We start from the raw sequence: 14,019 nt of genomic DNA, 5'->3' as shown, positions 1-14,019 counted from the left end.
GGCGGAACCGTGGTCGTCGGAGGTGGCGGAACTGTAGTCGTCGGAGGTGGTGGAACCGTAGTCGTCGGAGGTGGCGGAACCGTAGTCGTCGGAGGTGGCGGAACCGTAGTCGTCGGAGGTGGCGGAACCGTAGTCGTCGGAGGTGGCGGAACCGTAGTCGTCGGAGGTGGCGGAACCGTAGTCGTCGGAGGCGGTGGAGCTGGTGGTCGCGTTGGAGGAGCCGGAGTGCTAGGCTGCGGCGCAGGTACAGGGGAAGGTACAACCTCTGGTGGCGACACCGGCACGGGCGCTGGCGGCGGCGCGGCCTCTGGCGGCGGTGGAACGGGCACAGGGACCGGCGCCGGAACGATGTAGACAAAAGCGCGGCGCCCCTGCACGTCCACTTGGTCACCTGCCACCAAGGGTGTCTGAACCTGGGGCACCGGCAGCAACGCACGGGTGTGGGTGTAGACCGGCAGGTCCTGGTCGGAGACCACCAGCACCGCCTCGCCCGCCGTCACGCCCACACAGCCCGCCTGGGTGCAGACCTCGATCTCGTCCTGCTCACCAGACACGAACACCTGACCGTTGGCATCGATGGCCAGCAAGAAGGCGGACCCCCGGATGCCCACCACCGCCGTCGGCGTGACCACCTTGTAGTTGGCGGGATTGCGCTTGCCGATGAGCCCCGTGAGGGCACGCATCCCGCCCCGCAGCAGGTTCACCACAAAATGGTCTTCGCCCGCTCCTGCCCCGTCGGCATATCGGGTGACGGTGAACTGCGAGTCGGGGTACAAGGCCACCAGCCCCCCGTCGGAGAAGCGTATCTGCGCCCTGCCCTCGGTGCCGGTCAGCACCACATCGCCCCCATCCAGTTCGGAGCCCTTGGACAGGCGCGACAAGGTCTCGCCCCGCCGCAGTTGCACATCTCCCGCAGTGAACTGCACCAGCCCCGCAGCGGCCAGCCCGGTCAGCGGCCACGCCGCCACCATGCCCATCAGCAGCGCCAGCCGCGCATATTTTTGGTCTGACGTCATAGACAACTCCCAGGTGCATCGGCACAGGACCAGCGACGTAACAGCATTCAGAACTCCCGGCGCACGGTGATGGAGAACACCCGGCGCTCATAGTCGGTGATGGGCAGTGTGGACGCGTTGCGCGTGAACGACCATTGCGGCGTGATCCGCCACCCCGGCGATGGGGCCCAGTTCAACCCCAGGGCCACCTGGGCCTGCCGGTCGGTACGGGTGACTGCAAAAAACGGGTCTTGCCCGCCGTAGCGCCGGTGCTCCCAGTCTGCACTGGCAAACACAGACCATTGGGGCGCCAGAGGCCACTGCCCGCCCGCCCGCAGGCCCCACAGCCGGTGGCCCAGCGCGTCGGCGCCGCTGGCCTGCGCGCGCTCCTGCCCCCCGTACACGCCACCATAGGCCGACGAACCGTTTCGGAACAAATGGGAATACGACGTGCCCACCACGCTGCGGCGCACGTTGCGCAGCGCCTGATCGGGGTAACGCACGTCGAGCACCTGCACAAAGCTGCCCCACTGGCGAAAACCGTCTATGCGGTAAATCCATTCGCCCAGCACGCCGCCCATGGTCCGCAGCCGCGTGCCGTCCAGCGCGTAGTAAGACCCTTGGCCAGACGCAATCAGTTCATGGCGCTCTGCCCGCCAGGCCAGCCCCAGGGTGCCATCCAGTGCCGTGTGGTCAAACCGGTCTGCACCGCCCCCATAGTGCCGGGCAGCCCCAACGGCTGTGCCCACCACAGACCAACGCGCGTTGAGCACTGCCCGCCCCCGCAGCCCCGCTTGCGCCACCACATAGTTGCCGGAGGTTGCCAGCGCCTCAGGCAGCAGCGCCCACGCCGGGGTGCCGGGTACAGGCGACTGCAGGTCGCCCACCACGGGCGCTGCGTTGGCATTGGAGTCGTGGCCGACGCCCAGCTCTACATAGCCCTTAAGCGAAGAGCGTCCTCCGGCATCAAGCCGATCGTAGGAATACAAAAACTGATCGAGCGTGTGCCCGGCATCCACGGGAATCAATGCGGCCTGCACGGGTGCAGGCAAAGCCATCACGCCCCGGCGGTCGCCCACGGCCTGCAGGGATTGCCCCAGCGCCACCTGGGCCTCCATGTTGCCGGGCTGTGTGGCCAGCCAACGCTCGCGCGCCATGATGGCCCGCGTGTACTGCCCGGCCGCATGCGCAGCATCGCCCATGGCGGCGTCGAACACCGGGTCGCCAGCCCGCTGGGCCTCCTGGGCATCCAGCAAGCGGAACGCCTGAAGTGCCTGGCCTTGCTGCACCAGCGCCAGCGATTGCTGAACCAGCTCATCAGCCCGCGCCGCGCATGACCAACCACCGCCCCAGGCCAGAACCGCGCACCATGGCAGCACGCGCCGTGACCAAATTCGCAGGTACATGAACGCCCCCTCTCGAAACCCGCTGCCGGGTGGGGGCAATTTACACCTGTTTACCCTTTTTGGGGGACTCTGGAGGGTGGTTTTCGCCCATGCGCCACGCCGTGCGTGCACCCGTGCCCACGGCGCAGCCGACCACCCAGAACAGCCCTCCCACGCCAATCACCGCCCCGGCCGAGCCAAACAGCATGGGCATGAGCACGCTGGATGCATTGATGGCCATGAGCCGCAGGCCCAGTGCCTCGCCGTGGCGCGCTGGCGGCGTGATCTGGTGCAGCAGGCTCATCACCATGGGCTGCACCGAGCCCAGGGCAAACCCGAGCAGCACCGAACAAACGCCCATGGCCAGCGCGCTGTGCAGCAGCGGGTACACACCAAACAGCACGGCGGTTGCCACCATGGCGCCCGCGACCACCACCCGCTCGCGCAGCCGCTCGGCCACGATGGGCATTAGCACCCGGATGACGGCAGCAGCAATCGCAAACGCGCCCAGGATGGAGCCGATGACCGACGCCGACAAGCCCCGCTCGTGCCCGAGCAGCGGCACCACAAAGGTGTGCACATCCCAGCACGAGGACAAGATCCAGTTCACCAGCAACAAGCGGCGAAACGGCGGCTCGTTCATCAGGTCCCACGCGCGCTGGGGGGGGCCGCCTGCGGCCGCGATCACCGGCGGCAGCTCGACCGTGTCGCGCACCCAGAACCAGGTGAGCAGGGGCAGCACGGCCATCAGCGCGAAGGCGGCGCGGTAGCCCTCCATGCTGCCCGCCGCGCTGCCCGCGTTGTCGATCATGAGCCCCGCACAGAAGGGCCCGATGAAGTTGGACACCGCAGGCCCGATGGCCAGCCAGCTGAACACTTGCTTGAGCTGCGTGGCGTCGTGCGCGGCGCGCCCCACGTGGCGCTGCAGCGCAATGATCGCAGCGCCGCTGGCGCCGCCGGTCATCAACGCCGCCAGGCACAACACCGGAAAAACGGGGAACACCAGCGCCAGCGCCGCCCCGGCCGATGCCACCGCCACCGCGTAGCCCACGGGGCGCTTGAGGCCGTGCCGGTCTGCATAGCGACCTGCCGGCAGGGCCAGAAAGACCTGCGTGAGGGCAAACAGTGCCAGCAACACCCCCACGGCCGCAGCACTGTGGCCCTCGCGCAGGGCGAGCAGCGGAGCGGCCAGACGCATGCCCGCCATGCAGGCGTGCACGCAGATCTGGCCCGCAATCAGGCGCGCCAGAGCCCAGTTCACTGCAGGTCTTCCTCGGGGTCCAGACCGGGCAATGCCGGCGTGCTGCCGCCCACCAGCGCACCGGCCGCGCCGGGCGCAGGCAATTCCTGCACATCGCGCAGCTTGCGCTGGATGGCGCGGGTGCGCACGCCCACCTCGTCAAACTTCTTGGCGGCGGCGTCGATGGACTTTTTGGTGGCCTCGACCACATCGCCAAACTTGGCGAATTCGGTCTTGACCATGCCCAAGAGGCTCCAGACCTCCGACGAGCGCTTTTCAATCGCCAGCGTCTTGAAACCCATCTGCAGGCTGTTGAGCATGGCGGCCAGATTGGCCGGCCCGGTGATCATCACGCGGCAGTCGTTCTGCACGGCCTCGACCAGACCGGGGCGGCGCATGACTTCGGCGAACAGGCCTTCGGTAGGCAGGTAGAGCACGGCAAAGTCGGTGGTGTGCGGGGGCGAGACGTACTTGGCGAAGATCTTCTTGGCTTCGAGCTTGATCGAAGTCTCGAACGCGTTGCCCACCGACAGGATGGCCACCTTGTCGCCCGCGTCCTGCGCGTCCAGCAGGCGCTGGTACTGCTCCACGGGGTACTTGGAGTCGATGGGCAGCCACACCGGGTGCTCGTCGCTCTTGCCGGGCAAGCGGATCGCAAACTCCACCAGCTCGTCGCTGCCCGGCACGGTCTTGACGTTGCGCGCGAACTGGTCGGGCGTGAGCACGTTGTCGATGATGGCGCCCAGCTGCATTTCGCCCCAGGTGCCGCGCGTCTTCACGTTGGTCATCACGCGCTTCAAGTCGCCCACGCTGCCTGCCAGGGTCTGCATCTCACCCAGGCCCTTGTGCACCTGCTCAAGCCGGTCACTGACGAGTTTGAAGGACTCGCCCAGGCGCTGCTCCAACGTGGCATGGAGCTTTTCGTCCACTGTGCGGCGCATTTCTTCGAGCTTGGTGGCGTTGTCGGCCTGGATAGCGGCCAGGCGTTCGTTGAGCGCGTTGCGTAGCTGCTCAGCGTTGTGCTGGCTGCCCTGCACCATGCCGGTGAGCTGCTGCGACACGGCGTCTTGCAGCACCGAGAACTGGTTCTTGATCTGAAAGCCGTTGGCTTCGAGCTGGTCCTTGAGCGCGGTGGACATGGCGCCCAGCTGCGTCTGGATATCGCCCTTGAGCGAGTCGAGCGTGAGGCGCGTAGCGGCCTGCAGGGCCTCAAAGCGCTCCTGGATGCGCTTTTCAAACAGTGCCGTGCTTTCGGCCATGGCTTCGCGGGACTTGACGCTTTCGGCCGCCAGCGCGGCGGTGGTGGTGGTCAGCTCGGTGCGAAAACCCACCAGGGTGGCCGACAGCTCGGTGCGCGCGGCTGCCGCGTCGGCTTGACCCTGGGCCAGATGGGCCAGCAAGGCCTTGCTGCTCTCTTCCAGCCGGCCCGCCACAGCGTTCTGCAAGGCGTCAAACCGCTGGGCCAGGGCAGCGTCTTGTGCGGCCTGGCGCTGCGTCAGCGCCGCATCGAAAGCCGCCAGGCGCTGGTCCAGCCGCCCTTCAAACACGCCGAAAGCTGCCAGCAGCTCCGCCCGCCCGTTGCGGGACTCGGCCACCGCCTGGGCCAGGCGTTCATCCACCGCGTGGCGCAGGGTCTCCAGCGTGGACTGTGTGGTCTGGGTAAAGCCGCGCAGCTGCTGCCCCATGCCGTCCAGCGCGCCGTCATTCTTGGCCACGGCAATCTGGGTGGACTGCGTGGTCTGCTCCAGCGACTGCAGGCGTGTCAGCCACTCGGGCGGCAGATCCACGCGGGGACGGCGCAGCAACAGCACCACGAGAAGAACCAGCGCCAGCGCCAGCGCTGCCAGGAGAACAAGGGTGTCAGTGGTCAAGGTTTACTATGGTTTTGATAGCTATCAGCGCATGATCGACTAGCGCATCCGGTCGATTGGACTCGAAACTTGAAATCAACGCAGGCTGGCAGGCTGATTGACCGGTGTGAGCGGCCCGCGCCCGTCGAAGAAGGAGATCAGATTGTCCGCCGCCAGGTTGGCCATGGCACGCCGGGTGGGCACGGTGGCGCTGGCAATGTGCGGGGTGAGCACCACGTTGGACACGGTCAGCAGATCGGGGTGCACACTGGGTTCGCCTTCAAACACATCCAGCCCTGCAGCCGCGATGCGGCGCTCGCGCAGGGCCACCGCCAGCGCAGCGTCGTCCACGATGCCGCCACGCGCAATGTTGACCAGCGTGGCCGTGGGCTTCATCAGCGCCAGCTCGGCCGCGCCAATGGTGTGGTGCGACGCTGCCGTGTAGGGCACCACCAGCACCACATGGTCTGCGGTGCGCAGCAGCTCTTCCTTGCCCACATAGGTGGCCTTGCATTCGGCCTCCAGCGCGGGCGACAAGCGCGAGCGGTTGTGGTAGATCACCTTCATGCCAAAGCCGTGCGCGCCGCGCTTGGCAATGCCCTGTCCGATGCGGCCCATGCCGATGATGCCCAGCGTGCTGCCGTGGATGTCGCTGCCCGCAAACATGTCATAGCTCCACTTGGTCCACTTTCCGGCCCGCAGGTAATGCTCGCTCTCGGTCATGCGGCGGGCCGTGGCCATCAGCAATGCAAAGCCGAAGTCGGCCGTGGTCTCGGTCAGCACATCGGGCGTGTTGGTGCCCTGCACGCCAGCCGCCGTCATGGCATCCACGTCAAAGTTGTTGTAGCCCACGGCCATGTTCGCGCAGATCTTGAGGCGCGGCGCGGCGGCGAGCAGCGCGGCGTCGATGCGCTGGCTGCCGGTGGTCAAAACACCGTCCTTGTCGGCCAGGCGCGCGGCCAGCTCTTGCGGGGTCCAGATCACGTCGTCGGGGTTGGCTTCGACGTCGAAATGCTCACGCAGACGGTCCACGATGTCGGGAAAGATCGCACGGGCGACCAGGATGCGGGGTTTGCTCATGGGGTTACCTGAACCAGATGAAAGTCATGACGATAAAGAGCGGAACCAGAATGCCCCCCGACCACAGCATGTAGCCGAAGAAGCTGGGCATCTTCACGCCCCGGTCTTCGGCAATGGCCTTGACCATCATGTTGGGCGCATTACCGATGTAGCTGTTGGCGCCCATGAACACCGAGCCCGCCGAGATGGCAGCCAGCGTGGGGGCCAGCGTGGTCATCAGCACGGCCGGGTCGCCCCCGGCGGTGTTGAAGAAGACCAGGTAGGTCGGCGCGTTGTCGAGGAAGGAGCTGAGCAGCCCGGACGCCCAGAAGTACATGGCCGGGTCGGGGGTGCCGTCCGGCCGCGTGACGGCAGACACCACGGCGCCAAACGGGCCATTGACGCCTGCCTTGAGCATGGCAATGACCGGAATGATGGTCAGGAAGATACCCGCAAACAGCTTGGCCACCTCCTGCATGGGGCCCCAGCTGAACTGGTTGTCTTCATGCACCTGTTTGGGCGTGATGCGCAGGGACACCAGCGCCACGATGATCAGGCCCACGTCCCGCACGATGCCGGGCAGGCCTACCTCGGCCCCGGCGATGGTGAACGCGACCTGCGACTTCCACAGGCCGCTGAGCAGCACCAGCGCCACCACCACGCCCAGCAGCGCAAAGTTGGCCTTGCCGTCAAAGCCGATGGCTTTGGTGTCGGGGGTGGGGTCGGCCTTGAGCACCTCTTCGCGCCGGTGGTAGTACCAGGAGTCCATCACGAAAAAGATGGCGAGCAGGGAGCCGACCAGGAACAGGGTCTCGGGGAAGATGTGGCTCACCGTCCAGAAGAAGTCCACGCCCTTCAGGAAGCCCAGGAACAACGGCGGGTCGCCCAGCGGCGTGAGCGAGCCCCCGGCGTTGGAGACGATGAAGATAAAAAACACCACCACATGCGCCGTGTGCTTGCGGTTGTCATTGGCGCGGATCAACGGGCGGATGAGCAGCATCGACGCCCCCGTCGTGCCCATGACGCTAGCCAGCACCGCGCCAATAGCGAGGATGGCGGTATTGAGCGCCGGGCTGCCATGCAGGTTGCCCCGGATGTAGATGCCCCCCGCCACGGTGAACAGCGCGGTGAGCAAGATGACAAACGGAATGTATTCGGCCACCAGCGCGTGGACAAAACTTGCGCCCGCTGCGCCCGGGCCAAACACCAGCGCAAACGGCACCAGAAAAGCCAGCGCCCAGCCGGCAGCAACCTTGCCGAAGTGGTGGTGCCAAAAGATAGGAGCCAACAGCGGCATCAAGGCAATCGACAGCAGAATGCCGGCAAACGGCACACCCCACAGCATCGACAGCGCGCTGCCATCAATATCGGCCGCCAGTGCCAGACCCGGCAGCGCCGCCAGTAGGCCGGCCACTGCCAGCCCGCGCGAGAATTTCATGGTTCTTGTCTCCGTCTCATTGCTAAAAATCAGGGGGTGCTAGGTGTCAGCGCCCGCGCGACACCTGCGCTGCAAGCTCACACCGGCGAGGGAATCTCAAACACCTGGCGCAGGTAGGCCAGGTACTTCTCGTCATCACACATGCCCTTGCCCGGCGTGTCGGACAGCTTGGCCACCGGCTGGTCGTTACAGCGTGTCATCTTGATGACCACCTGCAAGGGCTCGTGGGCTGGTGGGCTGCCGAGGTCGTTGGTCAGATTGGTGCCAATGCCAAACGCCAGCTGGCAGCGGCCCCGGAACTGCTGGTACAGCTCGATGGTGCGCGGGATGGTGAGCGCATCGCTGAAGATCAGCGTCTTGGTCAGCGGGTCCACGCGGTTCTTGCGGTAGTGGTCCAGCAGGCGCTCGCCCCAGGCAAACGGGTCGCCGCTGTCATGGCGGGCTCCGTCGAACAGCTTGCAGAAGTACAGGTCAAAGTCGCGCAGGAAGGCGCTCATGCCGTACACGTCCGACAGCGCAATGCCCAGGTCGCCCCGGTATTCCTTGGCCCACATCTCGAAGCCGAACACCTGGCTGTCGCGCAGCCTCGGGCCCAGCGCCTGGCAGGCCTGCAGATACTCGTGCGCCATGGTGCCCAAAGGGGTCACGCCCAGCTTCATCGCGTACAGCACGTTGCTGGTGCCCGCAAACTGCCCGGGGCCTGCGGGTGCACCCGGGCGGCGGTCGCCGGTGCCCAGGCGGGCCACCAGCACGCGCAGCACTTCTTCGTGCCAGGCGCGGCTGAAGCGGCGGCGCGTGCCGTAGTCGGCAATCTTGAGGTCCGACAGGCCTTCGCCCTGCAGCAGCGCGATCTTGGCATCGAGCCGGCGGCGGCCTTCCGGAAAGTCGGGCACCTTCTGCGTGTTGCGAAAGTACACCTCGTTGATGATGGCCAGCACCGGGATCTCGAACAGGATGGTGTGCAGCCAGGGCCCGCGGATGGTGATGTCGATCTCGCCGTTGTGCTGGGGCACGACGGTGATGTATTTCTCGTTGAGCCTGAACAGCCCCAGAAAGTCCACGAAGTCGCTCTTGATGAACCGCAGCGACCGCAGGTAGGCCAGTTCGGCATCCTGAAAATGCAGGCTGCACAGCGAACGGATCTCGTCGCGGATCTCGTTGGTAAACGGCGCCAGCTGCACGCCGGGGTTGCGGCACTTGAACTTGTATTCGACCTGCGCGCCCGGAAACTGGTGCAGCACCACCTGCATCATGGTGAACTTGTACAGGTCGGTGTCGAGCAGGCTGGTGATGATCATGGACAGGGCAAGCCTCAGAAACCGCGCACGCTGGGCACGCGATACTCCGGCCGCAGACCGGACAACAAAGCCGCAAAGTGTAGGCCATCACGGCGCCCGGTGCGCGGCACGGCGGGCGGCGTCAGCCAGTGTTCAGCCGCCGTCGGCCATTCAGGCTGTTCTGGGCCCAGGCGCACATCGCAACTGCGCCTGACGCTATCAAATCAGTAGCTACGGTTTGCAGCCACTGATCAGCCACCAATCAACGCCCCATCAGCCGGGCATGACCAGCGCCTGCAGCACGTTGCGCAATGCGTCTGGCACGGCCACCGGGCGGCGGGTTTCACGGTCCACGTACACATGGATGAAGTGCCCCGCCGCCGCCGTCAGCGGCTCGCCCCGCGCAAACAGGCCCACCTCGTAACGCACGCTGGAGCCGCCCAGCCGCGCCACGCGAATGCCCGCCTCCACGGTCTGCGGGAACGCCAGTGGCGCGAAGTAATTGCATTGGGTCTCGATGACCAGGCCGATGGTCTGGCCCGCATGGATGTCCAGCACGCCCTGGTCGATCAGATGGGCGTTCACCGCCGTGTCGAACCAGCTGTAGTACACGACGTTGTTCACATGCCCATAAACGTCGTTGTCGGCCCAGCGTGTGGTGATGGGGCGAAACACGCGGTAGGCGCTGCGTGGCTGCGGAGCCGGGCGGACCGGTGCGGAGAGAGCGACAGGAGAGGGGCTGGCGGCAGAGGTCATGGCCGCACATTCTGCCAGCGCTGGTGGTACTGCCAGGCCACGCGCCAGGTGTTGAGTTGCGCCTGCAGCGTGTCCTCCAGGTCGTTGCCATAGCCACCTGCCATGACGAACACCGTGGGGATGCGCCGCTGCCAGGCCCAGTCAAACACCCGCCGGTCGCGTGCCTCCAGCCCATCGTGGGTGACAGCGAGACGCCCCAGCCGGTCGCCCACATGGGGGTCCGCCCCCGCCAGATAAAACACCAGATCCGGCTTGCAGCGGTGGTCCAGCATCTCCAGAGCCTGGTCCAGCGCGTGCAGGTACTCATCATCCGCACACCCATCGGGCAGCTCCACATCCAGGTCGCTCGGCTCCTTGCGAAACGGAAAGTTGCGTGCGCCATGCAGCGACAGGGTGAACACGCTGTCGTCCCCCTGAAAGATATGGGCCGTGCCATTGCCCTGGTGCACATCCAGGTCGATCACCGCCACCTGCAGCGGCCAGCCCGATCCATCGTTCAGGTGGTGGGCCTGTGCCTGCCGGGCAGCCACCGCCACATCGTTGAACACACAAAAGCCACTGCCTTTGTCGGCGTAGGAGTGGTGGGTGCCGCCAGCCAGGTTGCCCGCCACCCCCTCGCGCCACGCGGCGCGGGTGGCGGCCAGGGTGGCGCCCACCGAGCGGCGCGCGCGTTCGGCCATGGCCGGGCTCCAGGGAAAGCCGATCTCCCGCTGGGCGGCGGGCGCGAGCGTGCCGTGGGCCACGGCGTTTATGTACTGCGGGCTGTGCACGCGCGCCAGCGCCTCATCGGATGCGGGCAGTGCCTCTTTCAGCATGGCACCCGGCAAGTGCTCTGCAATCCGGTCGCGCAGCATGCGGTACTTGGCCATGGGGAAGCGGTGGCCTTCGGGCAAAGGCAACACGAAGTGGTCGGCGTAGTAAGCGTGCATGACACGATTGTGGCAAGCCGAGGATTTCTGGGTGATCGTGTCTAATTTGCTGCGCTGCAACAAAAATCCCTTGCAATAGCGCCGCAAGTCCCTAAAATTCAACCCATGCTGCACTGCAACATGATTACCAGATCAAGGTCAGCGCAGATGTCTGTGAACCACCCCGGCCCCATGGGCCCTCATTTTTAGGAGATATGACATGTCGCTGACCGCAGAACAAATCCTGGCATCCCACAAGGCCAACATCGAAACCCTGTTTGGCCTGACCTCCAAGGCTTTCGAAGGCGTGGAAAAGCTGGTCGAACTGAACGTGACCGCTTCGCGCGCTGCGCTGTCCGAAGCCGCCAACCACACGCAAGCTGTGCTGGCCGTGAAGGACGCCCAAGAACTGCTGGCCCTGCAAGCCGGCCTGTTCCAGCCCCTGGCTGAAAAGACCGCCGCTTACAGCCGCCACCTGTATGACATCGCTTCGGGCACTGGCGCCGAGTTCGGCAAGGCTTTCGAAGCCCAGGCCACCGACGCACAGAAGGCTTTCACCAACCTGGTGGACAGCGCCGCCAAGAACGCCCCCGCCGGTTCTGAAACCGCCGTGGCCGTGATGAAGAGCGCCGTGTCTGCCGCCAACAACGCGTTTGAGTCGGTGCAAAAGGCTGTCAAGCAAGCGTCTGACGTGGCTGAAGCCAACTTCAACGCCGTGGCCAACACCGCTGCCAACGCTGCCAAGACGGCCGCTCCCCGCAAGCGTTAATCGCCCTACCTGCGGTCTGGAGTGCAACCTCTAGGCCGTGTTCAGGGAATACCCTGATAATTCAACCCATGCGCTGCTGACCTTGTCAACAGCGCCTCAGTTGTCTCCTTGGATCCTCTCGAAACCCCCGTTTCAAGGATCCTTTTAAAGCCCGGTTTTACGACCGGGCTTTTTTTTCGCCTGCCCGCTGCAGGGCTCAAAACAGCGGGCACTGGAGGAGGAAACCCGTCTCTTGTATGCGACCCAGCCTCCAACCCATCTGGCCCTTGCGCCACCTCAAAACCAGACGCCAAATCCGGCCTTTGCGCCGGACATTGATCAAGAATAATTCGCGTTTGCTTTATCATTGCCGCAGTTTCAACCCCGAAAGATGCAACCCATGTCGAAGACTGTGAAAGCCTTTTTGGGCGCTTGTGCGCTGGCCGCCGCTGCAGGTGCCGTGCACGCCCAGGAACAAGTGGTCAACCTCTACTCGGCCCGCCACTACTCCACCGACGAGGCCCTGTACACCGGCTTCACCAAGGCCACGGGCATCAAGATCAACCGTGTGGATGCCGACGATGCCGGCATCCTGGCCCGGCTGAAGGCCGAGGGCGCCGCCTCGCCCGCCGACGTGATCCTGCTGGTGGACGCTGCCCGCCTGTACAAGGGCGAGGTGGACGGCCTGTTCCAGCCCATCCAGTCCAAGGTGCTGAACGATGCCATCCCCGCCAACCTGCGCAGCCAGCCGGTAGCGGACGGCGGCATTTCCTGGTTTGGCCTGTCCACCCGTGCGCGCGTGATCGTCTACAACAAGGTCAAGATGCAAAAGGCCGATGTAGACACCTACGAAGAACTGGGCGACCCCAAGAACAAAGGCAAGCTGTGCATCCGCTCCGGCTCGCACCCCTACAACCTGAGCCTGTTCGGCGCTGTGACGGAACACATGGGCGAACAGAAGGCCGAGGCCTGGCTCAAGGGCATGGTGGCCAACCTGGCCCGCCCGCCCAAGGGCGGCGACACCGACCAGATCAAGGCAGTGGCCGCCGGCGAGTGCGATATCGCGGTGACCAACACCTACTATCTGGCACGCATGATGCGGTCCAACAAGCCCGAAGACGTGGCCGTGGTCAACAAAGTAGGCGTGGTATTCCCCAACCAGGAATCCTGGGGCACGCACCTGAACATCGCTGGCGGCGCGGTGGCCAAGCACTCCAAGAACCAGGCCAACGCCATCAAGTTCCTCGAATACCTGGCCAGCCCCGAGGCACAGAACTACTTTGCGAATGGCAACAACGAGTGGCCTGCAGCCAAGGGCGTGGCGCTGGACAACCCGGCACTCAAGGCCATGACCGGTGGCAAGCCTTTTAAGAGCGAGACCATCCCGATCAGCGCGGTAGGGGCTAACACCACCAAGGTGCAGCAGATGCTGGACCGCGTGGGCTTCCAGTAACCTGCCCTCACCCACCACAAGCCCGGCCTGGTCCGGGCTTTTTTTCGCGTTCAGCACGGCAGGGAGATGCGCCATAATTGACGTTTACGTTAACGTCACTTACTGGAGACAACCATGGACATCCAAGGCAAGGTATTCATCGTCACCGGCGGCGCATCGGGCCTGGGCGAAGGCACGGCACGCATGCTGGCCGCCCAGGGCGGCATCGTGGTCATTGCCGACATGCAGGCCGAAAAAGGCGAGGCCGTAGCCAAGGAAATCGGCGGCGCGTTCGTGAAGTGCGATGTGAGCAACGAGGCCGACGGCCAGGCCGTGGTGGCCAAGGCCGTGTCGCTGGGCAAACTGGTGGGCCTGGTGAACTGCGCCGGCATCGCCCCCGCCGAGAAGACCGTGGGCAAGAACGGCGCGCATGCGCTGGCCCTGTTCAGCAAGACCATCACGGTCAACCTGATCGGGAGCTTCAACATGATCCGCCTGGCCGCTGAGGCCATGAGCAAGAACGAGCCCGAATCCACCGGCGAGCGTGGCGTGCTGATCTCCACGGCCAGCGTGGCTGCCTATGACGGCCAGATCGGCCAGGCCGCCTATGCAGCCTCCAAGGGCGGCGTGGTGGGCATGACCCTGCCAATTGCCCGTGACCTGGCCCGCAACGGCATCCGCAACATGACCATTGCGCCCGGCATCTTCGGCACCCCCATGCTGTTTGGCATGCCGCAAGAAGTGCAGGACGCGCTGGCCGCTGGCGTGCCCTTCCCCAGCCGGCTGGGCACCCCGCAGGACTACGCCAAGCTGGTGCGCCACATCCTCGAAAACGACATGCTCAATGGCGAGGTGATCCGTCTGGACGGTGCCATTCGCCTGGCTCCACGCTGAGCTGGGGCAGAAGTCAAAGAGGCCTACCTGAACGCTA

At 65.3% G+C, this 14,019-nt stretch carries 12 protein-coding genes; 3 read left to right on the top strand and 9 right to left on the bottom strand.

Annotated features, from left to right (window positions below):
- The 9 genes from DNK89_RS18795 to DNK89_RS18755 form a co-directional block, all read right to left on the bottom strand.
- Window positions 1-1,016 (bottom strand): FecR domain-containing protein (locus DNK89_RS18795; RefSeq protein ID WP_110961351.1); only part of this gene is annotated, 1,016 nt, incomplete at its 3' end.
- A 47-nt stretch (window positions 1,017-1,063) separates the two neighbouring features.
- The gene (locus tag DNK89_RS18790) at window positions 1,064-2,401 is read right to left on the bottom strand and encodes a surface lipoprotein assembly modifier (RefSeq protein ID WP_110961300.1); all 1,338 of its coding nucleotides are present in this window, start codon (window positions 2,399-2,401) and stop codon (window positions 1,064-1,066) included.
- A gap of 40 nt (window positions 2,402-2,441) precedes the next feature.
- Window positions 2,442-3,641 (bottom strand): MFS transporter, encoded by a 1,200-nt coding sequence (locus DNK89_RS18785; protein ID WP_110961299.1) that lies wholly within the window; start codon window positions 3,639-3,641, stop codon window positions 2,442-2,444.
- The gene (gene rmuC, locus DNK89_RS18780) at window positions 3,638-5,491 is read right to left on the bottom strand and encodes a DNA recombination protein RmuC (RefSeq protein WP_110961298.1); all 1,854 of its coding nucleotides are present in this window, start codon (window positions 5,489-5,491) and stop codon (window positions 3,638-3,640) included. Before rmuC ends, DNK89_RS18785 begins: the two co-directional genes overlap by 4 nt.
- Window positions 5,492-5,566: 75 nt before the next feature.
- Window positions 5,567-6,550 (bottom strand): D-glycerate dehydrogenase, encoded by a 984-nt coding sequence (locus DNK89_RS18775; protein WP_110961297.1) that lies wholly within the window; start codon window positions 6,548-6,550, stop codon window positions 5,567-5,569.
- Between the two features lie 4 nt (window positions 6,551-6,554).
- Window positions 6,555-7,967 (bottom strand): sodium:proton antiporter, encoded by a 1,413-nt coding sequence (locus tag DNK89_RS18770; RefSeq protein WP_110961296.1) that lies wholly within the window; start codon window positions 7,965-7,967, stop codon window positions 6,555-6,557.
- Window positions 7,968-8,044: 77 nt separating this feature from the next.
- A complete protein-coding gene (gene pncB / locus DNK89_RS18765; RefSeq protein ID WP_110961295.1) occupies window positions 8,045-9,265 on the bottom strand; it encodes a nicotinate phosphoribosyltransferase in 1,221 nt (406 codons plus the stop codon).
- 252 nt (window positions 9,266-9,517) lie between these two features.
- Window positions 9,518-10,000 (bottom strand): thioesterase family protein, encoded by a 483-nt coding sequence (locus tag DNK89_RS18760; RefSeq protein WP_110961294.1) that lies wholly within the window; start codon window positions 9,998-10,000, stop codon window positions 9,518-9,520.
- A complete protein-coding gene (locus tag DNK89_RS18755; RefSeq protein ID WP_110961293.1) occupies window positions 9,997-10,929 on the bottom strand; it encodes a histone deacetylase in 933 nt (310 codons plus the stop codon). Before DNK89_RS18755 ends, DNK89_RS18760 begins: the two co-directional genes overlap by 4 nt.
- Window positions 10,930-11,128: 199 nt before the next feature.
- Here DNK89_RS18755 and DNK89_RS18750 point away from each other — a divergent pair, with 199 nt between their 5' ends.
- The 3 genes from DNK89_RS18750 (at window position 11,129) to DNK89_RS18740 (ending at window position 13,982) form a co-directional block, all read left to right on the top strand.
- Complete coding sequence (locus tag DNK89_RS18750) at window positions 11,129-11,677, top strand: phasin family protein (RefSeq protein WP_015014459.1); 549 nt, start codon at window positions 11,129-11,131, stop codon at window positions 11,675-11,677.
- Between the two features lie 379 nt (window positions 11,678-12,056).
- Complete coding sequence (locus DNK89_RS18745; protein WP_110961350.1) at window positions 12,057-13,109, top strand: extracellular solute-binding protein; 1,053 nt, start codon at window positions 12,057-12,059, stop codon at window positions 13,107-13,109.
- 114 nt (window positions 13,110-13,223) lie between these two features.
- Window positions 13,224-13,982 carry a 3-hydroxyacyl-CoA dehydrogenase gene (locus tag DNK89_RS18740; RefSeq protein WP_110961292.1) on the top strand — a complete coding sequence of 253 codons (759 nt, stop codon included), beginning with the start codon at window positions 13,224-13,226 and terminating at the stop codon, window positions 13,980-13,982.
- Window positions 13,983-14,019: the final 37 nt, after the last annotated feature.

Origin of the sequence: Acidovorax sp. ST3, assembly GCF_003231145.1 — a bacterium.
Classification (GTDB): domain Bacteria; phylum Pseudomonadota; class Gammaproteobacteria; order Burkholderiales; family Burkholderiaceae_C; genus Acidovorax.
Note: the sequence above shows the minus strand (reverse complement) of the source record. Positions and strands in the feature narration are given on the sequence as shown.

What these genes read in the sequence shown, in the direction of transcription:
- DNK89_RS18790 (WP_110961300.1), bottom strand. Translation starts at nt 2,401, where the DNA reads ATGTACCTGCGAATTTGGTCACGGCGCGTGCTGCCATGGTGCGCGGTT.
- DNK89_RS18775 (WP_110961297.1), bottom strand. Translation starts at nt 6,550, where the DNA reads ATGAGCAAACCCCGCATCCTGGTCGCCCGTGCGATCTTTCCCGACATC.
- DNK89_RS18770 (WP_110961296.1), bottom strand. Translation starts at nt 7,967, where the DNA reads ATGAAATTCTCGCGCGGGCTGGCAGTGGCCGGCCTACTGGCGGCGCTG.
- pncB (WP_110961295.1), bottom strand. Translation starts at nt 9,265, where the DNA reads ATGATCATCACCAGCCTGCTCGACACCGACCTGTACAAGTTCACCATG.
- DNK89_RS18760 (WP_110961294.1), bottom strand. Translation starts at nt 10,000, where the DNA reads ATGACCTCTGCCGCCAGCCCCTCTCCTGTCGCTCTCTCCGCACCGGTC.
- DNK89_RS18755 (WP_110961293.1), bottom strand. Translation starts at nt 10,929, where the DNA reads ATGCACGCTTACTACGCCGACCACTTCGTGTTGCCTTTGCCCGAAGGC.
- DNK89_RS18750 (WP_015014459.1), top strand. Translation starts at nt 11,129, where the DNA reads ATGTCGCTGACCGCAGAACAAATCCTGGCATCCCACAAGGCCAACATC.
- DNK89_RS18745 (WP_110961350.1), top strand. Translation starts at nt 12,057, where the DNA reads ATGTCGAAGACTGTGAAAGCCTTTTTGGGCGCTTGTGCGCTGGCCGCC.
- DNK89_RS18740 (WP_110961292.1), top strand. Translation starts at nt 13,224, where the DNA reads ATGGACATCCAAGGCAAGGTATTCATCGTCACCGGCGGCGCATCGGGC.